A 24499-nucleotide genomic window follows, 5' to 3' on the forward strand; every position below is an offset into this window, starting at 1 on the left:
TGGATCGATGGGCTGCAATTCAATAGTTTCGACATAGCCTTGAGTTTTTGGTCCGGTCGACGTCGGCTCAAGATGCACTCCGCGCAATCCGGCCCATACACCGGCCATTTTAGTTAACGCCCCTAAATTATCGAGTATCAATATCGCACGGTTGGCCGTATATATCGCTCGGAAGTTCGCTCATGGATGATTCGAATTTCGAGTATCGCAAAAAGCCTGGTTCACGCGCCGAATTGGCTGATCGAAATTCGCCGCGAACGCTTACCCTCTCAAATACGCCGCGCGAATTGCTTGGCTCGTCACCGCTCGCAAAGCCGTCAAGGCTTGATGCAACTGAACACCGAAAACTTCGGATTGGCCGCGACCAGCCGACATTGGCCGAATAATTTGCCCAAACTAAGCTGATAATTCAAATGGCGGTTGCCGATCACCCGCAATTCGCCGCCGCTGCGCAAAACCCGGGAAGCGTGTTTAAACATCGACCAGGCAATTTGATCGCCCACCGTATGTTGCTGGTGAAACGGCGGATTGCAGACGATACAGTCGGCGCTCTCGGCCGGAAACTCGGTCAAGCCGTCGCCAGCGATGAAATCGGCGTCGCGGCTACCGGCGAACGCGGTATTAAAATTTTCCCGCGCCGACGCCAAGGCCATAAACGATTCGTCAACGAATACCAGGCGACCGGCCGGGTAGCGCCTGGCCAACAGGATGCCGACGACGCCGTTTCCGCAACCCAAGTCGATCAAATCCCGGTAGCCGGTTCGATCCGGCAGGTGCTGCAATAAAAAGCGGGTGCCGATGTCCAGCGAATCACGCGAAAACACGTTGGCGTGATTGGTCACGATCAGCTCGTCGTTCTCCAAACGGTATCGAATCGGATAAGGATTGGCCGGCAGCGCCAAGTCGGGATTGACTTGCACGAACAACAAGCGGGCTTTTTTGACCGCCAACGACGGCGTGCAAGGACCGAGCAGGCGTTCAAACAACTTCCAGGCGGTCGGCGGCAGATTCTTGACCATGCCGGCCGCGATCACGCGGGCGCCTTTCGTCAAGCGCGGTTTCAAGCAGTGCAGTTGGTGTTCCAGCAAGGCCAGCGTTTTCGGAATTTTGATCAGCAGGCAATCAATATCGGCGCCCGGCGTTCCGAGACTGTCCAGCAATGCGACGTTTTCCGCGTCGAGGCCGTTGCGACATAAATTATCGCGGGTGGCTTGTTGCGACAGCCAGGAGTCGGACATCGCGGTCGGCCGGAACGCGTGCAGCGCGACGGCCAAGGCGCCGAAACCGTCGTTTAAAATGACGATCCGCTCATTTTCGGGAAGACCGGTTCCAGCAAGATGGGCAAGCAGATATTCGTCGGCGGCATCCCACGCTCTCAGCGTTTCCTGACGCCGGTAGGGCAAGCGCGCCAATTGGAAACGCCCCTGCGGCACTATCATGTCTTGTTCCATGTTCGGTTGATGGCTTACGCCTAGAGTTTGGCGACTAGGCTACGAGGACTCGCGGTTTCAACAGCGACAATTTGTCACGCGGCAATATGCCACATTTTCTACCGCACTTTAGTTCAGTAGACTGAACCCAACTCTTGTATGCGCCCCAGACGGGGAATGAGAGTTATACCCCACCTCTCTATGCGGTCAGCCTCAAACATCCGGGTCCTGACCGCTTTTTTTTGCCCGCTCGCTCAATGCGCCGCGTCAAATCCGCCGGCAAACAAGCGATAAAAATTCTCGGTGGACTGCCGGGCGACCGTCTCGACGTCGACACCGCGCAATTCGGCGATGTGTTCGGCGACGTGGCGCACGTACAACGGATAATTGGGTTTACCGCGATAGGGCACCGGCGCCAGATACGGCGAATCGGTTTCGATCAGGTAGCGGTCGGCCGGAATCCGTCGGGCGACATCCTTGATCGCTTCGGCGTTTTTGAACGTGACGATGCCGGAAAACGAGATGTAAAAATTGAGTTCCAAGGCTTTTTCCGCGTAATCCCAATCCTCGGTAAAGCAGTGGATGATGCCGCCGACCGTATCGGCGCCTTCTTCCCTAAGGACCCGCAGCGCGTCCTGCCCGGCTTCGCGGGTATGAATAATCAACGGCTTGCGGAGTTGCTTGGCGGCGGCGATGTGGTTGCGGAAACGCCGAAATTGCCAATCCAACTCGCCGTGGCTGCGAAAATAATCCAGGCCGGTTTCGCCGATGGCAATCACCCTGGCATCGCTACCCAGCGCCAGCAGATCTTCGACGCTGGGCTCGCGACCTTCGGTGACGTTGGGATGCACGCCCACCGACAATGCGATGTCGTGATAAGGCTCGACTAGCCGACGCATGGCCGGGTAGGCCTCCAAATCGATGCCGATGCACAGCATGCGGCTGATTTGCTGGGCGCGGGCGGCGCTGACGAAACCGGAAAAATCGCCGCCGTAGGGCTGCAAGTCGATCCGGTCGAGGTGGCAATGGGAGTCTATGAACATCGATTGGTTGACGAAAATCAAGGCCGGCGGGCGCGCCGGCATTACTACATGGTATGTGTGGAACGGTCGGATTCCAGCGCGCCGGCCAGATAGGTTTCGATTTTATTGCGGGCCATGCCGCCGTCCTGATCGCTAAACTGCACGCCAATGCCGGCGGCGCGGTAACCCTCGGCGCCGTTCGGGGTTTTCCAGATGATCTTGCCGGCGATCGGCAACCGCTCGGTCTCGTCCATCAAATTCAGCAGCATGAACACTTCCTCGCCCATTTCGTATTCGCGCTTGGTCGGAATGAACAAACCGCCGTTTTTGACGAAAGGCATATAGGCGGCATACAACGCGTTCTTGTCCTTGATCGACAGCGAGAGTATGCCTTGCCGGGGTGACGGAGTTTCTGCCATGGCTTAGTTCGGATTGAGTTGCGACCAGCGGATCAGGAGTTGCTCGACCAGTAATTGCCGGTTCAATTGCGTCGCCAATTGCGATTTGGCAAGCAGCAAGGCATCGTAAAAACGGTACAAGCCTTGCAATTCTAGCCGCTTGGACAGGGCTTGCAAGGCATTTTTCAAGTCGGGATGGGCCGCGCCGGCCGGTTCCGCCTGATAGGCGTAGCGAATGATATCCGCCACCCATTGCGCCATCCAGGTCAGGGCCACCGCCAATTCCACCGGCTCACCCTTCTGCCACTGCTCGGCGACCGCCAACGGGTTACCTTGGCCCCGAAGGATCATCAACCAGTCCTGGAAATAACGTTGGCGGTGTTCGGCGATGTGGCGTTGGGCGTATTCGTCGGCCAGTAGCGGGGCGCCACGCGCCAAATCCAATGCCAGCTCGGCGCCGGTCTGTATGCCCTGCCCCGCCAACCATTCCAATGCCAGCGCCCTGGGCGGCAGCGGACAATGCAACTTCTGACAACGGCTGCGTATCGTCGCCGGCAACCGGCCCGGTTGTTCGGTCAGCAACAGCAAACAAGTCCTTTCGGTCGGCTCTTCCAAACACTTAAGGAAGGCGTTGGCCGATGCGGTGTTCAGCAGTTCGGCCGGACTCAAAATCACCACCCGGTAGGTGTGGTCGTATTGTGGCTTCAGCGCCAGCTTGGCGATCAGTTGGCGAATTTTGTCGATACCGATCGCCTTGCCGGACTCGTCGGATTCGACAGTCAAATAGTCGGGATGAGTGCCGGCCGCCACCAACCGGCAGGCGTGGCACCGGCCGCAGGCGAATGCCTCCGCCGACGGCGTTTCGCACAACAACGCCCGCGCGTAATGTTCCAGTAACTGCCGCCGGCCGATGCCGGCCGGGCCGGAAACCAGCAAGGCCTGCGGCACCCGCCCTTGGGCAAGATAGGCTTGCAAGGTTTGCCAACTCGGCCGCTGCCAGGGGTAAAGGCTGGTCATCGCCGCTCCAACAACCCCGCCAACTCGCCGGCCAGACTGCCTTGTACGTCCGCCAGCGGCCGGCTGGCATCGACAACCCGGTAGCGTTCGGGAGCCTGCGCCGCCCGAGACAGATAACACTGGCGAATGCGCTCGAAAAACTCGGCCCGCTCGGCTTCGAAGCGATCGGCCGCGCCGCGCCGTCTGGCGCGCCGCATACCGATTTCAACCGGCGCATCCAACAACAAGGTCAGGTCGGGGCGCAGGTCGCCCTGCACGCAATTCTCCAGCCATTCGATGGTCGCGACATCCAGCCGCCGGCCCGCGCCTTGGTAAGCGTAAGTCGCATCGGTGAATCGGTCGCACAGCACCCATTGTCCGGATTGCAAGGCCGGCAAGATTACCCGCCGGATATGCTGAGCCCGCGCCGCGAACACCAGCAATAATTCGGCCTGCTCGGACAGCGGCTCGTCGGCTTTTTCCAGCAGAATGGCCCGGATTTTTTCGGCGATCCCGGTACCGCCCGGTTCGCGGGTCACGACCGGAACGATACCGCGCGTCTCCAGCCACGCCTTGACGAATTGCAGATTGGTGGACTTACCGACGCCCTCGCCGCCTTCCAAGGTGATAAATCGGCCGCGACTCATCGTTGGTAGCGCTCCACGTACTTTTCGTGTTCGGCCAGGGTCGCCGAAAACGCGTGGCGGCCGTTACCGCGGGCGACGAAATACAACGCATCGCCTTTGTCGGGATGCAGCGCCGCGACGATGGCCTCCTTGCCCGGCAACGCAATCGGCGTCGGCGGCAGGCCTTCGATGACGTAGGTGTTATAAGGCGTGGGCTCGCGCAAATCCTTATGGCGAATATCGCCATGGTAACTGTCGCCCATCCCGTAAATCACGGTCGGATCGGTTTGCAGCAGCATGCCTTTTTTCAGGCGCCGGGCAAACACGCCGGCAATTTGCCGGCGCTCTTCCGCCGCGCCGGTTTCCTTTTCGACAATCGACGCCAGGATCAAGGCTTGGTAGGGATTTTCCAGCGGCACGTTTTGATCGCGCTTGGACCATTCTTCGGCCAGCACTTTTTGCATCCGGTCGTGAGCGCGTTTCAGCAATTCAATATCGGCCGTGTATTTTTCAAAATAATAGGTATCCGGAAAAAACAAGCCCTCTGGATGGGGTTTGTCCGAGCCGATGCCTTTCATCAATTCGGTCAACTCGGCGTCGCTGAGCGTATGCGCCAAATACGGGTTGGTTTTAACCGCTTGAAACAGTTGTTTGAACGACCACCCCTCCGGGAAAGTGATCGAATATTGGCGGGTGCGGCCTTCGGTCAATTGTTGCAGAATATCGGCGGCGCTGGCGCCCTTGGCCAGCACGTACTCGCCGCGCTTTAGGCCGCGATCCAGATGATTTTTATAGGCGAACAGCTTGAACCAGAAACGGTTGATTTGGATGCCGTGTTCCGTCAGCAGCGTGACGATGCTGTCCAAGGTATCGCCTCGGTGAATTTCTATTACCGTCTCATTGGCTACCACCGATTTTTTCTCAATCAGATGATAGTGCATCACCGCCCAGATCGAGATCAGTCCGGCCAGCATCAGCAACGTGAAGGCGGCAATGCTGTGACCCATTACATGCTTGACCATCGCGACAACTCCCGTTGTTTGGCTAGCTGATAAGCAGCGCGTATATGTTGCGTCACCGGCCCGACCGCGAAGCCTCGCTCGGCCAATTGCCGCACCGGCCAAATCCCAATCACCGAGTTGGTCACGAACGCTTCGTCCGCCGCCAAAACCCGGTCCACGGTGATAGCCGCCTCCGCCGCCGGCAAGTTTTCGGCGGCCGCGAACGCCAATATCCACTCGCGAACGATGCCGGCCACGCCGCAATCGGCCAGACCAGGCGTCAACAAAGCGCCGTCCTTGACGATAAATAGGTTGCTCATGGTCCCTTCGACCACCCGATCCAGACTATCGAGCATCAAGCCTTCTTGGCGACCGTCGTCCGCCCACTCAGCGCGGGCGAGTACCTGCTCCAAACGATTCAGGTGCTTGATACCGGCCAGCGTGGGATTGCACGACAGGCGCTGCCGGCAAAAATCGGCGACGACACCGTCGGTTTGGTAGTGCGCGGGATACTCGGGATAGGGATGCAGGCTGAATAGCCGCGTGGGCTGGATAACGTCCGGTTGCCGGTAGCCGCGTCCGCCGCTACCGCGAGTGACGATTAGTTTCAGCACGGCGGCTTCCCGATCGGTGGTCAGAGACAAGGCTTCCGCTTCGAGCAAACCGGCGTCGGGCATCGGAATCATCAAACGCCGACAGCCTAGAGCCAGACGCCTAAGATGCCGATCGAGGAATAAGGGCCGGCCCCGCCGGACTTCCAGCGTTTCGAACAGGCCGTCGCCGTACTGCAAGCCGCGATCGGCCGGGTCGATACAGTGCGCGGGTTCGCCGTTTAGCAGAAACATCGCCGGTCACTGCCACGGCCCGCAAAAATTATGCGTAGCGTTTGAACACCAGAGAACCGTTGGTGCCGCCGAATCCAAACGAATTGGAGATCGCGACGTCGATTTTCATGTTTCTGGCGGTGTTGGGGACGTAATCCAGATCGCATTCCGGATCGGGATTTTCCAGGTTGATCGTCGGCGGCGCGATCTGGTTGCAAATCGCCAACGAGGTCAGCACCGCCTCGATACCGCCGGCCGCCCCCAGCAAATGGCCGATCATCGATTTGGTCGAGCTGACCGCGACTTTATAAGCATACTCGCCGAGCGCGGCTTTCATCGCGTGGGTTTCGCCAATGTCGCCGGCCGGCGTCGAGGTACCGTGGGCGTTGATGTAATCGATATCTTCCGGATTCAACTTGGCGTCGCGCATTGCGTTACGCATGCAGCGCGCCGCGCCCTCGCCGCCCTCGGACGGCGATGTAATGTGATAGGCGTCGCCGCTCATGCCGTAACCGACCAACTCGGCGTAAATCTTGGCGCCGCGCGCCTTGGCATGCTCCAACTCTTCCAACACCACCACACCGGCGCCGTCGCTCAATACAAAGCCGTCGCGATCGCGATCCCAAGGCCGGCTGGCCCGTTGCGGATCGTCGTTACGGCGCGACAAGGCCTTGGCGGCGGCGAATCCCCCCATCGCGGTCGGCGATGTCGTGCAACGCTCCGCGCCGCCGGCGACCATCACGTCGGCGTCGCCGTATTTGATCAAGCGCGCGGCGTCGCCAATATTGTGGGTTCCGGTTGAGCAGGCCGTGACGATCGCGAAATTCGGGCCTTTAATACCGTATTTAATCGACAAATTGCCGGAAATCATGTTGATGATGTTCCCCGGCACGAAGAATGGGGAAATTCGCCGCGGGCCGGACGCCGTGTAGGTGGCGTAACACTCTTCGATGCCGGTAATCCCGCCGATGCCGGCGCCGATCGCGACGCCGATGCGCTCGGCATTCTGTTCGGTGACGACGATACCCGAGTCCTCGAACGCCTGGCAACCGGCCGCGATGCCATAATGCACGAAGCCGTCCATGCGTTTGGCGTCTTTCTCGGCGATGTAGTCGCCGATATTGAAGTTTCTGATCACACCGCCGAAGGTGGTCGCGAAGGGGGAAATATCAAAGGAATCGATCGGACTAATGCCGCTCCTGCCATTGACGATACCGTCCCAAGTATCGGCAACATTGTTGGCCAAAGGCGTCACGGCGCCCAAGCCCGTAATAACAACTCGACGTGTGCTCACAGTAAAACTACCGGTAAAAAGAAGACAACCAGGAAGAGAGGGAGGAACCGGCTAGTGGATGGAAACGCCATCCACTAACTGACTTGAATTGACTTATTGCAAGTTGGCGTTGATGTAATCGATAGCCAATTGGACGGTGGTGATTTTTTCGGCTTCTTCGTCCGGAATTTCGCACTCGAATTCTTCTTCCAGAGCCATGACAAGTTCAACTGTGTCTAAAGAATCAGCGCCAAGATCGTCAACAAAAGACGCATCGTTTGCGATTTCTTCCTTTACGCCTAATTGTTCCGCGACAATCTTTTTTACTCGTTCTTCGATATTACTCATATGTTTTTTCCTCGAACAATGCAAATGCCTGATTGCAAGCACTTACCTTATCTTTAGTGTTGTATTAATTGAATTTGCAATCTCGTCACCGGCCGGGCCTAACGACTTAGCGGATTATACTTGATGTTCAAAAATTTTCACAACATTAGCCAGACCCGCTACTGTTGCGGCTTGGCGCTCAAATTCCGGACGATTTCCTCCAGCGGTACCAGATTGAGCTTGATTCTGAACAGGATTTCCCTATCCTCCAACACGCCGTAGCACTCGTATGTCCGCAGCAGAATATCGGTGTGATTCAGCGTATTGTCCTTGGATTCCGGCAGTTGCTTGACCAGAATATGCAGCTTGTCGTTGTTTTTCAAACGCTGGACCAAGCAGCGGTCGACCGAGATGTCGTGCGAGGTATAGACCATCGGATTCGCCTTGAAATCGTGGTGTTCCAGTTGGGCCTTTTCCAGCAAGGCTCCCGAGGTCAAACAGCAGGGAAACACTTCCGGATAATTGGCGATGTGCGCCAGTTCGTCAAAATACGCCGATTGTTCGGCCAGCGAACCCGATAGGAAATTCTTGACGTTGCCGTTGTGCATCCATTTGCGTTTCAGAAAAAACTCCGTGCCGGACACGATGCTGTCGTCCGCCAGCGCATTCAGGTCCGGCAAGCCGCTCAAATCGGTATTCGCCAAGAACAACGGAGTCTTGGTCTCCTTCTTGTAGCCCAGCAAGATGGTCTTGCCCTGCGACTTGATCGCCACCCGGTTGGTCAAGGTCAATTCCGGAATCGTCGCGATTAGGGTTTTTTTGATATCCAGCGTCATTTCCTGCCGCGGCCGCAACGCGTTGACGAAGGTTATCTGATAATTGCTGAAACGTAGGCCACGGTCCGCGATAATCTTGTCCTCCTGATGCGCTTCCCGGTACAAGCGCATCTGGTATTCGATCAGCGTATTCAACTGAAAGCCCAGCACGATAGGCCCCTTGAACGGGTTGTGCGTGATCTGCAGCCACTTGTGCTTATCGTGAAACAAATTGAAGTCGTCGGAGGCGTTGCGGGCGACTTCGATATGGATTTGTTCGAATTGAAACGTTTGTTCTGTCATCAATACTAACCGGTGGTTTAAGCGGAATTAGCCGCATTTTAGGCCGAATAAGCGCGCGACGCACAGACCGGTCTTGCCCGGTGTCGGCGTGCCAGTAGCGCGACCGGGAAAAATTTTGTAGGCTTGGCTGAACGGCGGCCCGATTTTCGGCCGACATCCGACCAGCCACGAACCCACCGGGAACTTGAATGAACCTTGATCTGCGCACGATGATGGTGATGATAGCCGTGCTCAGTTTTCTGTTCTCGATACTGCTCTCGGTCGCCAGCCTGCATGCCCGCGGCGTGCGGGGACTCCGGCATTGGGCAATAGCTAGCTTGTGCATCAGCCTGGGCTCCTTCATCGCCTTTCCCAATCTGCACGCCGGCCAGGGCTGGCCGGTGGTCGCCGGCGCGGCATTGCTGGCGGCGGGATCGGTAACCCAGTTGGTCGGCATTCAAGCCTTCAAGGGCGAACCCAGCCAACTTCGCTGGATGATCGCCATCGTGGTACTGGTCGGCTTTTTCAGCTATTGGTTCAGCCTGGTGCAAGTCAATGTGCAATTTCGCGCCGTCGTCAACTCGCTGGTGTTCGCGGCGATCGACTTCAACTGCGCCCGTGCCTTACTCATCAGGCTGCCCTCGCCCGAACGCACGGCCCACTGGCTGACCGGGGCCTCTTTCGCGGCGCTCAGCCTGATCTACACCTCCCGAGCCATCGCGATTTACTCGGCGCCGCCAGGCGCCTACCACCTGTTCAGCCCGATGCTGATCAACCCGGTCATGTTCTTTGCCGGCAGCGTCATCCAGTTGTTTCTGACCTTCGGCTTCATCTTGATGGTCAATTACCGGATGGCTTCCCAACTGGAAAATCTGGCCACCACCGATGCGCTGACCGGCACCTGGAACCGGCGCAGTCTGGAGTTGGAATTGCAGCGCATGCTGGCGCGCAGCCAACGCCGCCGGGAGCCGATGTCGGTGGTGATGCTGGACGTCGACCATTTCAAGCTGATTAACGACAGCCACGGCCACCGGGCCGGCGACGAAGTCCTGCGCCAACTGACCGCCAGAGCGCGGCTGGAAATCCGCCGCGACGACTATCTGGCCCGTTACGGCGGCGAGGAGTTTTGTCTGCTGCTACCCGGCACCAGCGAGCTGGAAGCTCAGCAATTGGCCGAACGTTTACGCCGCATTCACGCCGAGCAGGCGGTCGATTGGCGCGGAACGCCGATCAGCAGCTCAATCAGCATCGGCATCGCCAGTTCGGAACACACCGGCCTTAACGGCGACGCGCTGCTGGAGGCGGCCGACGCCGCGCTATACCGCGCCAAACAAACCGGCCGCAACCGCGCGGAAACATTTTCGCAATTCCGGATCAGCCCGGCATGACCGAAATACTGCTGAGTACCCTGAATGCCCGCTACATCCATCCGGCCTTCGGTTTGCGCTACCTTTACGCCAACATGGCCGAACTGCGCGAAAGGACCCAAATCGCCGAATTCGGCCTACAGCAACGGCCGGCGGAAATCGCCGAGCGCCTGCTCGACCACCGGCCTCGCATTATCGGCTTTGGCGTTTACATCTGGAACGTCGCGGAAATCGGCGCGGTATTGGCTATCCTCAAGCAAGTCGCGCCGGAAATCGCCATCGTGCTGGGCGGCCCGGAAGTCAGCCATCCGCCGGATTTGCCGGCTTGCGCGGCACTGGCCGATTACATCGTCACCGGTCCCGGCGAACTCAGTTTTCCGGCGCTGTGCCGCCGATTGCTGGCCGGCGAACCGCCCGAGCCACGCATCGTCGCCGGACAGGTGCCGGCGCTGGCCGAATTAGCCTCGCCCTACCCTTATTACAGCGACAGCGATTTGCGCCAACGCCTGACTTACGTCGAAGCCTCGCGCGGCTGCCCGTTCAAATGCGAGTTCTGCCTGTCTGCGCTTGACGCCACCGCCAAGCCGTTTCCGCTCGCGGCGTTTTTAACCGAGCTGGACACGCTTTACCAACGCGGCGCCCGCCATTTCAAATTCATCGACCGCACCTTCAACCTGCGCATCGACAACAGCGTGGCCATTATGGAATTTTTCTTGGACCGGCTCGGCGACGGCCTACAAGTCCATTTCGAAGTCATTCCCGATCATTTGCCAGACCGGCTGCGGACAGCCATTCGCCGCTTTCCGCCCGGCGTGTTGCAATTCGAAGTCGGCGTGCAGAGTTTCGACCCGGGCATTCAGCAACTGATCAGCCGCCGCCAGGATAACGCCGCCACCACCGCCAACCTCGGCTGGTTGCGCGAACACACCCACGCCCACATCCACGCCGACCTGATATTCGGCCTGCCGGGCGACACACTCGCCAATTTTGGCGAAAGCTTCGACCGCCTCTACGCGCTCGGGCCCCAGGAAATTCAGGTCGGCATATTGAAGCGGTTGCGCGGCGCGCCGATCAATCGCCACGACCGCGACTACCGGATGCGTTACGATCCGAATCCGCCGTATTCGGTACTCGCGACCCGTGACATTCGCTTCAGCGAGATTCAACGCATGCAGCGATTCGCGCGATACTGGGATATGATCGGTAACTCCGGCCGCTTTACGACCAGCCTGCCCTTGCTGTGCGGCGACCGGCCGTTCGAACGGTTTTTAGACTTTAGCGACGCGCTTTACGCCGGCGCCGGCAGTACTTGGCAAATCGCGTTGAAACGCCTGTACGAGCTCAGCTATGGCATCATGACCGAGCAATTGCTGATACCGGCCGCTTCGGCGGCGGCGGCCTTGACGACCGACTACCGGCGCAGCGGCGAAAAAGGCCGGCCAGCCTTCGAAGCGGCCGTCCCGCAAGTACCGGCCAGACGCCCGCAAACCGGCAAACGACAACGCCAAGCATCATGCGAATGACCCATGCCGACCCGGCGCCGCGACCGCCGCGTCCACACCCGAACCCCTCCGACTACGCAAAGGAAACCCGATGACTCCATTGAGCGAATACTTCGATTACCGGCAAGACGCCAACGGCCAAACCTATATCGCCGCCAAAATCCGCGGCATCGCCCTACTTCGGCTGCCGGCCACCAACAAAGGCACCGCTTTCACGATCGAAGAGCGCATCGAACTGGGCGTGGACGGCTTGCTGCCGCCCCGAGTGACCGATCTCAATCGCCAATTGGACCGCCTCTACGCCAACTATCTGAAGCAACCGAGCGATCTGGCCAAGTATCAATTTCTCCGCGCCACCCAGGAACGCTCCGAAGTATTGTTTTACGCGCTGTTGGAGCGCCATTTGGACGAAATGGTCCCCATCGTTTACACGCCGACGATAGGCCAGGCCGTGCAGCAATTCAGCTCGATGTACACCACCGCGCGCGGCTTGACGTTTTCGGTCGAAAACATCGATCGGGCTGGCGCAATCCTCGACAACTACCCCTGGCACGACATCCGGATGTTGGTGGTGACCGATTCGTCGGCGATTTTGGGCATCGGCGATCAAGGCATGGGCGGCCTGGCGATCTCGATCGGCAAGCTGGCGCTCTACACCGCCGGCGGCGGCTTGTGTCCCTTCCAAACCCTGCCGGTCAACCTCGACGTCGGCACCAACCGCGACGATCTGCTGGCCGATCCGTTTTATTTGGGCGTGCCGCAAAAACGCTTGACCGGCCCGGCGTACTTCGAGATCGTCGATCAATTCGTCGCGGCGGTCCAAGCCAAATGGCCCAAGGCCATCATTCAATGGGAGGACTTTGCCAAGAACGTCGCGTTCGATGTGCTGGAGCGCTACCGCGACCGGATTCCGTGCTTCAACGACGACATTCAAGGCACCGGCGCCGTGGCGCTGGCGGGGCTGCTGTCGGCGTGCCGGCTGAAAGGCGAAGCCTTGACCGACCAGACCGTCGTGGTGGCCGGCGCCGGCGCCGGCGGCATCGGCGTGGCGGCCGCGATCAAGAGCGGCATGATCCGCGCCGGTCTGACGCCTGACGCCGCGCAAGCCCGGATTTTCGTCATCGACGCGCACGGCTTGGTCGTCAAAGGCCACACCCGCGATACTTACAAATTGCCGCTGGCGCAAGATCCCGACAGCTACCGCGACTGGGGTATCGCCGCCGACCAAGTCCCCAGTCTGCAACAGGTCATCGCCCATGCCAAACCCAGCGTGTTGCTCGGACTGTCTGGCGTCGCCGGTCTGTTCAACCGGCAAATCGTCACCGATCTGGCCGGTTTCCATGCCCAACCGATCATATTCCCGTTGTCCAACCCCACCGACAATTGCGAAGCCGATCCGCAGGATTTGCTGAATTGGAGTGAGGGCCGTGCCATCGTCGCCACCGGCAGCCCGTTTCCAGACGCCAGTTACGGCGGCCGGCAATACCCGGTGGGTCAAGGCAACAACGCCTTCATTTTTCCGGGCTTGGGCCTGGCTGCGACCTTGGCGGAATGCAGCCGCATCAGCGACGAAATGGTGCAGGAAGCGGCCTACGCGCTGGCGGACTACACCGCCGAGCATTGTCTGGAAGCCGGCCTGATTTACCCACCGGTCGCCGATCTGAAGAAAGTTTGCCAATCGGTCGCCAAACGCGTTCTGGCCCAAGCCCTGCGGGACGGCTCCGCCCGCCGCGCCGATTTGGCCGACACCGATTTGGCCGCTTATATCGAATCGGCATCGTGGCGAGCCGAACAGTTGCCGTTCAGATACGAGCCGGATTAAGCCGCCGTTCCCGCTAGTCAGTCGGATGACGATGCGCTACGCCCGAACCGAGAACAATCCGACATTTGGCGGATCGCCTCGGTTCGAGTGGAACCGGCTGGCAAACGCGACTAAGCGCTGGCCCGCTACAGTGGATCGTCGGCTTTAACCTTACCTGATTGCCCACGACCCTCAGCAACTTTCCAACATTTGGCTAGCCCCATGAAAGCCATGAACAGCCTGGAGATCGTGCCGTGAAAAAGAACCCCTTCAATTTCAAAAAGGCTTCAGTTTGACGGATTTCCTGGAGCGGTACGGTACCGAAGCCCGGTGTACCGACGCCTTGTTTCAGGCTCGATGGCCGTCCGGTTTTCAATGCCCAAGTTGCGCTGGCGGTCGTTATAGCCTGGTCAAGACCCGTAACCTCTATCAATGCACGACCTGTCACCACCAAACGTCGCTGACCAGCGGGACACTATTTGAACACACCAAACTGCCGCTGACGGTGTGATTTCTGACGATCCATTTACTGACACAAGCCAAGACCGCCGTGTGTAAGCGAGCAACCCGACCATACCGTCAGCCTGCTGCGGCTATGGTTAATCCGTGTACTGAACGGTAGTAACTTGCCGATGCGGCTGTTGGGCCTGGTGGGCAGCTTCTCGAGGGTGTCTTTCAGCTAGGCTGAGGATGGAGGCCGTTGAGCTTAGCGGTGCCGAGGAGGGTTTGTATCACCGCCGCGCGTTGACCGGTGCGTTCCGATCCCGCAAACAACCAATTCATTTTCCCCAAGGCGATGGGGCGGATGCTGTTCTCGACCGGATTATTGTCGGTGGGCAGATCATCCTTTTTGGCATAACGACTTAAGGCAACCCAGCGTTTCAGGCTGTAGTCAATGACTTTGGCCGAGGTGCTGCGCAGACGGGTTTGCTGTAGCCAGTCGTGTGCTCGGTCAGGATCGGCAGGCTTGTTCCGGCGCGCCGGAGTTTTCGCCCATCCATGCTTAAATCACGGGAGTCGGCTTCAACCGCATACGGCTTGGCGATGCGGTTCAAGGCGCCTTGCGCAGTCGAGCTCAGACTGGCCCATCTGCGACGCATCTTGTGTGAAGCCACCAATGCGGCCAGCCGAACCCGCTACGGCTTGCAATACCAGTTCAAAGCCTTGTTGATCCGACGCGGGCGACAGCGCGCCAATTTCGCCATTGCCCACAAACTATTGAAATCCGAGTTTTTGTTGATCCAGCAGGGCGATTACCACCGGGAATGCCCAAGCAGATTACGAAGCACTCTCTGTCCAGCGCAATGCGCCGCGCTGGATCAAAAAGCTCATTCAATACGGCTATATCACAGCCTGACGGCTGCTACAGCCAAAGCCGATTTGCGGTCTGTTTTGGCCATGACGCCACTCGCCTTCCCCACAGCGGATCTTTCAGAGTAAGAACTTAGAGTTTCGCCAACGTTTCCTTGGCTTCCGCCAATCCGTCGAATTCAACCTTGCCGTCCACCGCTTTTTGCAACTGCTCCTTGGCGGAGACCGTGTCGTTCAGTTTGTAATACACCATGCCCAAATGGTAGCGGCTGATCGCGGCATTCGGCGCTTTCTCGACGACCTGCAGCAACAACTCCTTGGCTCTGTCGAACTTGCCTTGTTTGTAAGCGATCCAACCGACGGTATCCAATAAGTTCGGGTTGTTGGCCTTCGCCAGGGGTTCGGCCATTTTCTCGGCGCGTTGCAGATTCTCCGGGGTCGCCGCGAAATCGGAGATATAGCTGGCCAGATTATTGATCGCCACCGCCGAATCCGGATGCTTTTTATAAGACTCTTCGTAGAGGGCCATTACCTTCTCGTGATTGCCACTCCGGTGTATCAGCCGCGCCAAATCGTCGACCAGCTCCAGCGCGCCGTTGGTTTTGTCTATCCCTTTGCGGTAGATCGCTTCGGCTTCCGGCTGATTTTTCTGCGCGAGTTCAATCAGTGCCAAGTTCCGATACGGGCTGTACCATTCCGGCTTGATCGTCAATGCCTTTTGATAGATCGCTTTGGCGTCGGCGAATTTTTGTTGGTTCAAATAAACGCCACCGAGCAAATTGTAGGCGACGAAATGGTCGGGTTGCTGTTTGATGACTTGCTGCAGCTTGGCGGCGGCCTTGTCCGGCTGCTTGAGCACCAACAAACTTTTCACCATCTCGGTCAACGGCTCAATCGCATCGGGTTTGCGGTCCAAGGCTTTTTGAAAGGCCTCGACACTGGCATCCAACTTGTTTTCGGCCTGATAACCCAATCCCGACATGTAAAAACCGGTGGCATCGGTGTCGGACAGTTGCTGAACCTGCTTGGCGACTTCCTGGGCTTTATCCCAGTGTTTTTGACTGAGCTCGAATTTGAACAAGGCCTCCAAACCCTTCAAGCTTTTGGGGTTGGCCTTGATCAACGCTTCCAATTGCTGCTTGGCTTGATCCTGCCGACCCGCCTTCATAAACAAGCCAGCCAGATCCATCCGCGCGACTTCGTCGCCCGGCGCGGCCGCGACGACTTTTTCCATATTTTCCCTAGCCAGTTCATCTTCGTTGTTACGCAGATGCGCGGCGGCCAGCAACTTCAACACCGCGATATTGTTGGGCTGATCGACCAATACCGAACGGAAATCGGAAATCGCTTCCGGCATTTTGTTTTCGCTCAACGCGAATTGACCACGCAGGGTCAACGCCTCGGCATCGCGCGGATTGTTGTCCAACACTTCCTTGTTCATGACTTTCGCTTCATCGACACGCTTGGTCATCGAATACAACGCGGCCAATTTGTTGCGGGCAGTGATACCGCTAGCCCCCAATTTATCGAGTTCGATCACCTCTTTTAGCGTGGCTTCCGCCTTATCGGCTTGCTTCTGGCCTAATTGAATATTGGCCAGTTTGAAGCGCAAATCATAGGCGTCCGGCTTCTTTTCGATCATTGGCAACAACTCGGCGGTCGCCACTTCCGGACTGCGTTTCTCCAGCAAGAAATCCACCAAATACGATTTGGCGGTATCGTTGTCGGGCAGTTGTTGAACCGCGTCGCGCAAAGTAGCCTCGGCTTTGTCCAATTGCTGAGTGCTGACCTGGAACAAGGCAACCGTTCGATAATGCTGCAATTGTTGCGGTTCCAGTTTGATCAGCGAAATCAATAAGCTCTCGGCTTCGCCGAATTGCCCGGTTTTGGCGTAAAGACCGGCCAGCATGCTGCGCAGCGGCACGCTGTCGGCTTTCTTGTCGGCGGCTTGCTTGAGCAAGGCAATCGCTTTATCAACTTGATTCAATTTGGTTTGAATCGAAGCCATCATCAGCGTGGCGGACACGTCGTCCGGGCTTTGTTTCAAGGCGCGTTCGATCGTGGCTATCGCGGCGTCGTCATTGTTTTTCGCGGCCTGAACACCCGCCAGCAACACTAAGGCCTCCACATTGTCCGGCTGTTTCGCGAGGGCTTCGCCAGCCATTTTTTCAGCGTCATCCACCGCCCGATTCAACAATAACAGCTGGCCGACCCTAACTCGCGCCATCACATGATTTTCGCTATTGGCGACAACGGTACTGTATTCCTTGAACGCGTTTTCAATTTTTCCTTGCTTGCTCAACGCCTCGGCCATTTGATAACGGCTTTCCCAATCCTTGGGATCGATTTGCAACACGTTTTTGAAAGCAAGCTGGGCTTTCTCGAAATCGCCGGCCTGCAGCAACTGCTTGCCTTCGTCCATGTATTTGGCTTTACGCTCTTCGGCGCCGTTACAGGCCATCAAGCCCGTGGTCAGCACCGCAATGCCCAGAGTCTTTAAAAAGGTTGTTTTTGTCGTCATTGCGTATCTCGCTAATTCCTGCGTTTGATGAATAACTGCCGGCAAGTGAAGGTGCCTGCTCAAATTTTAACGTATTTGCAAGGTCAAGCATTGCCGGAATCGGCAAAACCGCCCGCAACCAGGTGCGACATGATGACGCACCCAACATTGACGCAAAGCGGCAAGGGATTTGCTTAAGTGACTTTGGACGCCGTATTTCCGTGTATCGTCGGCGTTGAGCGGTTAAAAAACCGCTGCACCCGAACCGCACCGGTATGCATCGAGAATCGTCGGAGGATTGCGGGACTTTGGGACCCGCTACCAGTCGGGGTAAAGCCTCTTCTCCGGCAACTCGGACGCTTGGCTAGCGAGCGACCCCAGACTCGGCCGGATTGAGCTTCTCGGCGTCGAATTTGTCTTGATAATCTTGCACCAAACTCTCCATTTCGACTTTATCGAATTGCAACAGCGGCTCGTCGCCGACCAGCGCGGTCAAAGTGCCGCGATTTTGATAGCGCTCCAGCAATTCGCTGGCGGCTTGATAGAGTTTAACGTTACGTCTGCCGCATTCTTGCAGGTGTTGTTCGACCTCCTGCTGCTTGCCGCGTAACAGGTTGGCCTGCTTAGTCAGATCGGCATGGGCCTGACTGAGTTGACGATGTTTTTCTTGCCAGTCGCGCGCCTCGGCTTGAGACCTATCCAAACGCTGCCTGGCATCGCCGGCCGCATTGCGTTGAACCGCCAAGGCACCGCTCAATTCATCCTTGGCCGCCTGCGCCGCCGATTTTTCCTTTTTCAGGCCTTCGATTTCCTGAGAAAGCTTCGTCGCTTCCGCTTGCGCGGCATCGCGCTCGCCGGTCAAACTTTTGACCAGCGCTTGCAACTTCAGCACGGCCGCGCTATCCCCCTTGGCTTCGCGCGGCGCCGCCTGCGTTGCATCGATGACCGTCACGGCGATAACGGCCGCCGTTAAACCCACTTTCAATGCCGATCTCATGCCAGCCTCCTAAAATTGGGTATTGATGTCCATCTGCAACACGTCGATGCCCCAGGGCGGTCCGCTGATCATATCGGCGCTGAGCCAACGCCCGGTCAGCCAAACGTTTTTCATCAAGCCGTAGTTGCCGCCCACGAACCAGCCCTTGACGTTGGTGCCGCCCAAATGAAAGTCGGAATCGGTAAAGGCATCCAGCACCGCATCGCGCCCGACATATTTGTAAGCGGCGAAGACGTTCCAATGCCCCGCCACTTCCGCCTTGGGCCAGCCGAAATCGGCGCGGAATTGCCAAGCGCTGGTTTTTTCGTCGACCGTTAGGCCGTGTCTGGCGCTGACCGCCGCCTTATCGAAGCCGATGTTTTTGGCGTAATCACCGCTAAACCGCAGATGATAGGGTGCGAATACCGCCATATCGTAGGACGCATTGATATTCACGATATTGAAGTCCGAGGCCAAGCCGACCATGGCCGGAAAGCCGGTTCGCGACACCAGTGAATTGCGGTTACCCTCGGCGCAGATCGTCGCGTAAGTGTTGCCGCCTTGCAAAAAGCTGGGCATCGATGCATTGTTGGCGGCGGTATTGTTGTCGCAGGTAAATGTCGCCGAGGTATTCTGATTTGCCTCGACGTTCACGTAATCGAAGTAAGCGCCGGACACTTTCAAACTATCCTGGTTGTCGAAACCCAACTCCAGGCCGGCCTGCCCGCCGAACAGCCATTTGTCGTTGCTGAACGCGGTTTCCTGCAACGGAAACGCGCCGGCCGTCAAGAACACCGAATCGGAGTGATCGGTATTCTCCAGCAAACTGTCCGAGCCGCCCAAGCGCTGACGGATCGTGCCGGCAAAACCTTCGAACGACAAATCGGTATCCCATACCAATTCGCTACCGCCGCTGAACTCGCCGCCGCCGGTATACCAAGGGTTCTTGATCCGGCCGCCGGTCAAGGTCAACCATTTGTATTTGTTGTCGTCTATCGCATCGTATTGCAGATAAGCGCGGTCTACCGCGAACGCATAGTGGTTGCCGTAGTTCGCCATGGTTTGATTCGTCGAAACCGGATCGCGCTGGTTGCCGGTGGCCAAGCGCACGCCGGCCTTCACGCTATCGGTAATATTGGCGTCTATCCCCAAGCGCACCCGTTCGCGGAAGCGCTGACGATCATTCGTGGAGTTTTGAAACAAAGTCAAATTATCCCTGGCGTTGGAAAAGCCGCCGGCATCGTTCAAGGCTTGATAGTCGAAGTACGAGTCGGCAATGTTGTCCTCGGCCATGTATTCATGCTGCGAGCGCAAACGTATATCGCCCGACAATTTGAAACGCCGCGTCCATTCCGGCAACGCATTCGGCAAACCCCACTGCTCGTTCTTGGCTTTTTGCATCACGTCGCCGACGACTTCCTCGCGCAATTCGCTACGCACTTGCTGGCGAATTTCGTCCTTGACGAAGTCCGGCACATAGGCCACTCGGACCTCGTCGGCCGGCACGGCTTCCTTGGCGCCGGTCGCCTTGGCCTGCGCCACCTGCTGCTCCGCGTCGACTTCGGCCTGCTTGATCATCTCGTCGGCCATCTTGTCGGTAATCACGCCCTGTTTGACCAATTGCTTGATCAAATTGGTGGTGGTATTTCGCAGCTTCAGCAACTCCTCCTTTTCGCCGGCCTGCGCCGTGCCGATCAGCCCGGACAATGCCAAGGCCATCAGCCGTTTTTTGTTCGCCATGGATCTACCTGTTTGGATTTATATACGTGATGAAATTTTTAACTTGATCGGTTGCTGCATGCCGGGCGGCGGCGGCTCGGCCACGCGCTTGAATTTCTCCAGCGAGCGCGTCAGCAATTCGTCGATCTCCGCGTCGTTACTGCCCTTCGCCAGCTCCAAACGCTCAACCGACCCATCCGACTTCAGCCAGATTTTGACGATGGCGGTATAACCCTTGCGCCGTAAATCGTCGTGGCCGCTCAGCAGATTGGTGATGTCGTTTTTGATCAAGCCGCCGTACCAAACGTAGGGACTGCCGCCGCCGAACAGGCCGGTACCGCCCTTGCGCGCCGCCAGCCCGAAACCGTCGGAACCGGCCGTCCCTTCGGCGTCCAAACCCAAATCGCGGGCCGGCGCTTCGTCGGGCGGCGCTTCTTCGGGTTTTGCTTCGGGCTCCGGCTCCGGTTCCTCGATTTTTTCCTTGATCTCCGGCTCGGGCGGCTTTTCGACCTTAGGCGGCGGCGGGGGCGGGGGCGGTGGTTTCAGCAAGGTAATCGGCTGAATTTTCTTTTCGCCGCGCGCCGGCTTTTCGTTGATGAACTCGCCGATCACCTTGACGATGTAATAAATCGCCAAGGCCGCCAATGCAAAGCCGATCAAGCGCGGGATGTACACCCGCCAATGTTTGTGGCCGGACATAAAGGGTTACTTGACCAAGCTCTGCGTCACCAAGCCAACCTGGGTGATTTCCAAGCGGCCCAACAAGGCCAAGATATCCACGACGCTTTGGTACTGCACCGTCGCATCGCCCTTGACGACCACCGGCAATTCCGGATTGGCGGCCTTGTACTGCAGCAACGTCGATTCCAGCTGTTCCATCGTCACCGGAAAGGTATCCAGAAATATCGTGCCGTCGGCGGTGACCGTGATGGCCTTGGTCTGCGGCTTGGACAGGCTGGGCGTATTGCTGGCCTTGGGCAGGTTGACCTGCACGCCTTGCACCGCCGCCGTCGTCATTAAAATGAACACCACCAACAGCACATACGCGAGATCCAGCATCGGCGTGATGTTAATCTCGTCATACGCGGCATTTTCTTCTTGAACTTTCATCGGGACTTTTCTCTAGCGTCGATAAGCATCCGGAAAACGCCGCGCGTTTCCGACGGCCTTCCGCGTATCGGTAAGCGATCGCTTGGCGCCGCTTACCCTGGGTTTTCTTGGGTTTAACCTTAAAAGAGCCGTTGGGCGATAAAAAATCCCGTTCGTCCCGAGCCCTTCGGCTGCGCTCGGGAGAGCCTTGTCGAAGGGCGGGCGGGATTTTTCATTCACCCGTTAGGTGAGCGTATTGGGCCGGTCATGCTTCGACCTTGCTCAGCACGAACGGCCTAATACGCGTCAGCTGCTCTGGTTAGGCTTAACTGTGTTGTTCGGCCAACTTGGCGACGAACTCGTCGACGAACACCTGCATATCGGCGGTAATCACCTTGATTTGGCTGCCCAAATAGTTGTATCCGAACAGCGCCGGAATCGCGACGCCCAGCCCGGCGACCGTCGCGGTCAAGGCCGCCGCGATACCCGGCGCAATGGCGTTGACGTTGACTTCACCGCTGACCGCGATCGCCGCGAAGGTAATCATGACCCCGACCACGGTCCCAAGCAGCCCAAGAAAGGGGCCGCCGGAGATGGCGATCGTCAACAACACCATTTGCGAATTGAGTTTTTGCAGCTCGCGGACCAAGGCGCCGTCCATCGAAGCCTTGACCGCATTCAGCGCCTGCGCCGACAAGCCGCGATCCGCGACATCGGCGCCGACCGCCTTGGCCAGACGCTTGTTCATTTCCTGCACGCCGACGTGATAGACCCGGTATATCGACGACCCGGCGAACGCGGCGTGATGACCGGTCAACGACAATAGCAACGGCGACTCGTCGTAATCGCTTTGACCGTCTTCATCGGCGTGGTCCAGCGTGGCGATGTCGCGTTGCCCAAGCCGGCTGAAAGCCGCTTCGAACTTTTTGTTTTCGGATTGGGTCCGGCCCAGCACGATGGCCTTGGCGATCATCACCAGCCAACTGATCACGAACATCACCATCAGAATGCCGATCACCACCCAGCCGTCCACGGTCACGTTGTTCAGCGTCGCGGTAAAATACGACTCGCCGCCCTCCTCGCTGTCCGGCGTACTGTCCTCGCCGTAAGTCAACATCGTGGCGTTCTGGCCCTGCAACAAGGCGGCGAAGCGCAACGCGTTGCCGTCGCGCACTGTTTTGGCGATGCCGAATTCGTCAAGCGCGCCGACAAAACCGCGACTACCGTCCAGCGCGGCGCCGATCGCCAGTTCGCCGTCCAGCGCGGTTACCGTCGCCGGCACGTTGCCGACCGCCTTGCCGTCAACATACAAGGTGTAACCGCCGGCGTTACCAGTCACCGCCAACAATTGCCAGGTGGCCAGATTCAAACCGGCCGGACTGACGAATTCCTTACCGGCGACTTGCAACACCGGCGCCTGACCTCTAACGGATAAAGTCAATTTATCGCGTTGAAACAACACTGTGTCGGGCTGGGCCTGATCGATCTTGACCCACATCGACAGCGTCCAGCCGGGATCGGTCGCGGTTTGTATCGCCGGCGTGGCCGGCACCTTGATCACCGCGCCGCCGTTAAACGCCGCCGCGTCGCCGATCGCCCCACCCTCGACCCGGCTGGAACCGGCGCTGCTCGGCTGACTGGCGTAGGCGGTGGCGTCCTTGACCGCATCGGCCTCGAAGTGGAAAGCCAAGCCTTGGACCACATCGAACAAGCCGGCGCCGTCCTGACCGTCCACGGCCTTGGGATTGCCGTAATACATCCAGATCGCCGGCTCGTCGGCGTTGGCGATGTCCTTCGGCAATTTCACCCAGATCAGCGCCATCTCGTTAACGGCGTCGATTTTCTCGATATAAAACTTCAGCGGGGTTTTATCGTCGCCGGCGATAAAGCGCACGTCCTTGCCGTTTTCGCCCAAATCGGTAAAGAAACCGAAATTGCCGGTATGCAGCCGCACCGGTATCAAAGCCTCGCCGACCGGCTTGACGCCTTCCTGTTGCAACTGCTTGGCATCCAGGGTGATTTTCTTCCGGTAACCCCAATCGTCGTTCCACCACGCCAGGGCCGGCTGCGACAAACTCAACAGGGTCAAAACTGCAAGGACTATCCGCTTCATGTTTACTCTCAAATCAAAACATATCGCGAATTATCCCCGCCTAATCTTACATTTTTATGACATGTTCCCGAATGACGCCGCCGGTTCGAACGGTATGCCCGCGCCGAGCCGGCCGGCGGCGCCGAACGCCGCCAGCACCGTTCTCAATCGCCGAAACCCAGGATCTCGACGCTGAGAATGCCGAGTATCGCCTTGGCGATGGCGGCGGCGGTATTCTTGCCGGCCACATCGCCGCCGACCGAGCTTTCAGCCATTTGGCTGACGCCGGCGGTCAGGTTGCTGGTCCCTGTCAAGCCGGCGGCAACACTGCCGACCGAGGCCACCGGCACGCCGGTCGAGATACCGCTGACCTGAATGTTTTGCGCCCCGAGCACCGCCGTCGCCGAAATGGTCACGTTGGTCCCACCGATCCCGGCCTCGCCGGCATCGACAACGCCTTGCGGCGCGAACAAATAAACGTCGCCGCCGACCACGCCTTCCGAACTGGCGGCCGTGCGGATACCACTACCCGACACCACCGGCGGAAACTCGATGACCATATTGCCTTTTTCGTCGTAGCTGATTTTCGGCGCCGGCGCCGAGATCGCCGATTTCGCGCCGCGGCCGGCGTCGATATTGCCCTTGGACGACCAGAGCATGATGTCGCCGCCGTCCAACGCAAACACCCTGGAAGTATTCACCTGAAAATTATCACGCACGAAGGCGTTAATGCTGCCGCTGCGTTGAACAACGATACCCAATTCCGACGCGGCCTTGGAGCCTCGGAAGGATACCGCCAGACCGGCGTTGACTTCGCCGCCCGGCACCAGCAGATTGATGTTACCGCCATCCAGCGTATGCATTTTGCTGAACACCATCCGTAAGTTGCCCTGCCACGGAAATGAGACCTGCGCAAGGCCGTCGGCGCCAATCCAATCGCCCTCCGGGAACAGCGCTTGTAGAGCGTTTTCGGCCAAGGCGCCGTCGTCTGCCTTCAAACTTTCGAAAAAACCCAACTTGATCGAATCGAGGGTTTTCCGCGCCGCCGCCACCTGTTCCGTCGGTAAATCGCGAAACGCTTCGAGCGCCGACGCCGAAGTTAGCGTTGCGTCGGCGGTCAGCGAACGCGTCGCATCGATTATCTTGGA

At 58.1% G+C, this 24499-nt stretch carries 21 protein-coding genes and 2 pseudogenes; 5 read left to right on the top strand and 18 right to left on the bottom strand.

Annotated elements, in window-relative coordinates:
* Nucleotides 1-317 precede the first annotated feature (317 nt).
* The 10 genes from AC3B8H_RS05655 to AC3B8H_RS05700 all read right to left on the bottom strand — a co-directional run bounded on the left by AC3B8H_RS05655 (nt 318) and on the right by AC3B8H_RS05700 (nt 9015).
* Entirely contained in the window at nt 318-1439 is a 1122-nt protein-coding gene (locus AC3B8H_RS05655) for a methyltransferase (protein WP_488440646.1), read from the bottom strand.
* 245 nt (nt 1440-1684) lie between these two features.
* Complete coding sequence (locus AC3B8H_RS05660; protein WP_488440663.1) at nt 1685-2473, bottom strand: TatD family hydrolase; 789 nt, start codon at nt 2471-2473, stop codon at nt 1685-1687.
* A 44-nt stretch (nt 2474-2517) separates the two neighbouring features.
* On the bottom strand, nt 2518-2871 hold the full coding sequence (locus tag AC3B8H_RS05665; protein WP_071157930.1) for a PilZ domain-containing protein: 354 nt from the start codon (nt 2869-2871) through the stop codon (nt 2518-2520).
* A gap of 3 nt (nt 2872-2874) precedes the next feature.
* Nucleotides 2875-3867 (bottom strand): DNA polymerase III subunit delta', encoded by a 993-nt coding sequence (locus AC3B8H_RS05670; protein WP_488440647.1) that lies wholly within the window; start codon nt 3865-3867, stop codon nt 2875-2877.
* On the bottom strand, nt 3864-4493 hold the full coding sequence (gene tmk / locus AC3B8H_RS05675) for a dTMP kinase (RefSeq protein WP_488440648.1): 630 nt from the start codon (nt 4491-4493) through the stop codon (nt 3864-3866). The genes AC3B8H_RS05670 and tmk overlap by 4 nt, the downstream gene beginning before the upstream one ends.
* Nucleotides 4490-5494, bottom strand: a complete 1005-nt coding sequence (gene mltG, locus AC3B8H_RS05680) for an endolytic transglycosylase MltG (protein WP_488440649.1) — start codon at nt 5492-5494, stop codon at nt 4490-4492. Before mltG ends, tmk begins: the two co-directional genes overlap by 4 nt.
* Nucleotides 5479-6318 carry an aminodeoxychorismate lyase gene (gene pabC, locus AC3B8H_RS05685; RefSeq protein ID WP_488440650.1) on the bottom strand — a complete coding sequence of 280 codons (840 nt, stop codon included), beginning with the start codon at nt 6316-6318 and terminating at the stop codon, nt 5479-5481. Before pabC ends, mltG begins: the two co-directional genes overlap by 16 nt.
* A 28-nt stretch (nt 6319-6346) precedes the next feature.
* On the bottom strand, nt 6347-7591 hold the full coding sequence (gene fabF / locus AC3B8H_RS05690) for a beta-ketoacyl-ACP synthase II (protein ID WP_488440651.1): 1245 nt from the start codon (nt 7589-7591) through the stop codon (nt 6347-6349).
* A gap of 93 nt (nt 7592-7684) precedes the next feature.
* Nucleotides 7685-7918, bottom strand: coding sequence for an acyl carrier protein (acpP, locus tag AC3B8H_RS05695; protein ID WP_013820083.1), 234 nt, complete (start codon nt 7916-7918; stop codon nt 7685-7687).
* Nucleotides 7919-8076: 158 nt separating this feature from the next.
* Nucleotides 8077-9015 (bottom strand): hypothetical protein, encoded by a 939-nt coding sequence (locus AC3B8H_RS05700; protein WP_488440652.1) that lies wholly within the window; start codon nt 9013-9015, stop codon nt 8077-8079.
* Nucleotides 9016-9203: 188 nt separating this feature from the next.
* Between AC3B8H_RS05700 and AC3B8H_RS05705 the strand changes: the two genes are divergently transcribed.
* The 4 genes and pseudogenes from AC3B8H_RS05705 to AC3B8H_RS05720 form a co-directional block, all read left to right on the top strand.
* Complete coding sequence (locus AC3B8H_RS05705; RefSeq protein ID WP_488440653.1) at nt 9204-10382, top strand: GGDEF domain-containing protein; 1179 nt, start codon at nt 9204-9206, stop codon at nt 10380-10382.
* A complete protein-coding gene (locus AC3B8H_RS05710; RefSeq protein WP_488440654.1) occupies nt 10379-11884 on the top strand; it encodes a B12-binding domain-containing radical SAM protein in 1506 nt (501 codons plus the stop codon). The genes AC3B8H_RS05705 and AC3B8H_RS05710 overlap by 4 nt, the downstream gene beginning before the upstream one ends.
* Before the next feature lie 70 nt (nt 11885-11954).
* Nucleotides 11955-13685, top strand: a complete 1731-nt coding sequence (locus AC3B8H_RS05715; RefSeq protein WP_488440655.1) for an NAD-dependent malic enzyme — start codon at nt 11955-11957, stop codon at nt 13683-13685.
* 271 nt (nt 13686-13956) lie between these two features.
* Nucleotides 13957-14172, top strand: a pseudogene (locus AC3B8H_RS05720) (transposase); the annotation flags it as partial.
* A gap of 108 nt (nt 14173-14280) precedes the next feature.
* Here the strand turns inward: AC3B8H_RS05720 and AC3B8H_RS05725 are convergent.
* Nucleotides 14281-14731, bottom strand: a pseudogene (locus AC3B8H_RS05725) (IS66 family transposase); the annotation flags it as partial.
* Nucleotides 14732-14765: 34 nt separating this feature from the next.
* On the opposite strand from AC3B8H_RS05725, the gene AC3B8H_RS05730 reads away from it, so the two are divergent.
* Entirely contained in the window at nt 14766-15104 is a 339-nt protein-coding gene (locus tag AC3B8H_RS05730; protein WP_488440656.1) for a hypothetical protein, read from the top strand.
* Between the two features lie 4 nt (nt 15105-15108).
* On the opposite strand, the gene AC3B8H_RS05735 is transcribed toward AC3B8H_RS05730, so the two are convergent.
* The 7 genes from AC3B8H_RS05735 to AC3B8H_RS05765 form a co-directional block, all read right to left on the bottom strand.
* Entirely contained in the window at nt 15109-17496 is a 2388-nt protein-coding gene (locus AC3B8H_RS05735) for a tetratricopeptide repeat protein (protein ID WP_488440657.1), read from the bottom strand.
* A gap of 343 nt (nt 17497-17839) precedes the next feature.
* Nucleotides 17840-18472, bottom strand: coding sequence for a hypothetical protein (locus tag AC3B8H_RS05740; protein ID WP_488440658.1), 633 nt, complete (start codon nt 18470-18472; stop codon nt 17840-17842).
* Nucleotides 18473-18481: 9 nt separating this feature from the next.
* On the bottom strand, nt 18482-20191 hold the full coding sequence (locus AC3B8H_RS05745) for a putative porin (protein ID WP_488440659.1): 1710 nt from the start codon (nt 20189-20191) through the stop codon (nt 18482-18484).
* Between the two features lie 18 nt (nt 20192-20209).
* Nucleotides 20210-20869 (bottom strand): energy transducer TonB family protein, encoded by a 660-nt coding sequence (locus AC3B8H_RS05750; RefSeq protein ID WP_488440660.1) that lies wholly within the window; start codon nt 20867-20869, stop codon nt 20210-20212.
* Between the two features lie 6 nt (nt 20870-20875).
* Entirely contained in the window at nt 20876-21280 is a 405-nt protein-coding gene (locus AC3B8H_RS05755) for an ExbD/TolR family protein (RefSeq protein ID WP_071155059.1), read from the bottom strand.
* A 304-nt stretch (nt 21281-21584) separates the two neighbouring features.
* Complete coding sequence (locus tag AC3B8H_RS05760) at nt 21585-23372, bottom strand: DUF2341 domain-containing protein (protein ID WP_488440661.1); 1788 nt, start codon at nt 23370-23372, stop codon at nt 21585-21587.
* A gap of 143 nt (nt 23373-23515) precedes the next feature.
* A partial coding sequence (locus tag AC3B8H_RS05765) for a filamentous hemagglutinin family protein (RefSeq protein WP_488440662.1) occupies nt 23516-24499 on the bottom strand: 984 nt, incomplete at its 5' end.

The sequence above is a fragment of the Methylomonas sp. BG-2 genome, assembly GCF_057766305.1.

What these genes read in the sequence shown, in the direction of transcription:
- AC3B8H_RS05660 (WP_488440663.1), bottom strand. Translation starts at nt 2,473, where the DNA reads ATGTTCATAGACTCCCATTGCCACCTCGACCGGATCGACTTGCAGCCC.
- AC3B8H_RS05745 (WP_488440659.1), bottom strand. Translation starts at nt 20,191, where the DNA reads ATGGCGAACAAAAAACGGCTGATGGCCTTGGCATTGTCCGGGCTGATC.
- pabC (WP_488440650.1), bottom strand. Translation starts at nt 6,318, where the DNA reads ATGTTTCTGCTAAACGGCGAACCCGCGCACTGTATCGACCCGGCCGAT.
- AC3B8H_RS05750 (WP_488440660.1), bottom strand. Translation starts at nt 20,869, where the DNA reads ATGTCCGGCCACAAACATTGGCGGGTGTACATCCCGCGCTTGATCGGC.
- AC3B8H_RS05670 (WP_488440647.1), bottom strand. Translation starts at nt 3,867, where the DNA reads ATGACCAGCCTTTACCCCTGGCAGCGGCCGAGTTGGCAAACCTTGCAA.
- acpP (WP_013820083.1), bottom strand. Translation starts at nt 7,918, where the DNA reads ATGAGTAATATCGAAGAACGAGTAAAAAAGATTGTCGCGGAACAATTA.
- AC3B8H_RS05715 (WP_488440655.1), top strand. Translation starts at nt 11,955, where the DNA reads ATGACTCCATTGAGCGAATACTTCGATTACCGGCAAGACGCCAACGGC.
- AC3B8H_RS05665 (WP_071157930.1), bottom strand. Translation starts at nt 2,871, where the DNA reads ATGGCAGAAACTCCGTCACCCCGGCAAGGCATACTCTCGCTGTCGATC.
- AC3B8H_RS05700 (WP_488440652.1), bottom strand. Translation starts at nt 9,015, where the DNA reads ATGACAGAACAAACGTTTCAATTCGAACAAATCCATATCGAAGTCGCC.
- AC3B8H_RS05755 (WP_071155059.1), bottom strand. Translation starts at nt 21,280, where the DNA reads ATGAAAGTTCAAGAAGAAAATGCCGCGTATGACGAGATTAACATCACG.
- AC3B8H_RS05705 (WP_488440653.1), top strand. Translation starts at nt 9,204, where the DNA reads ATGAACCTTGATCTGCGCACGATGATGGTGATGATAGCCGTGCTCAGT.
- tmk (WP_488440648.1), bottom strand. Translation starts at nt 4,493, where the DNA reads ATGAGTCGCGGCCGATTTATCACCTTGGAAGGCGGCGAGGGCGTCGGT.
- AC3B8H_RS05760 (WP_488440661.1), bottom strand. Translation starts at nt 23,372, where the DNA reads ATGAAGCGGATAGTCCTTGCAGTTTTGACCCTGTTGAGTTTGTCGCAG.
- AC3B8H_RS05710 (WP_488440654.1), top strand. Translation starts at nt 10,379, where the DNA reads ATGACCGAAATACTGCTGAGTACCCTGAATGCCCGCTACATCCATCCG.
- AC3B8H_RS05735 (WP_488440657.1), bottom strand. Translation starts at nt 17,496, where the DNA reads ATGACGACAAAAACAACCTTTTTAAAGACTCTGGGCATTGCGGTGCTG.
- AC3B8H_RS05740 (WP_488440658.1), bottom strand. Translation starts at nt 18,472, where the DNA reads ATGAGATCGGCATTGAAAGTGGGTTTAACGGCGGCCGTTATCGCCGTG.
- AC3B8H_RS05655 (WP_488440646.1), bottom strand. Translation starts at nt 1,439, where the DNA reads ATGATAGTGCCGCAGGGGCGTTTCCAATTGGCGCGCTTGCCCTACCGG.
- mltG (WP_488440649.1), bottom strand. Translation starts at nt 5,494, where the DNA reads ATGGTCAAGCATGTAATGGGTCACAGCATTGCCGCCTTCACGTTGCTG.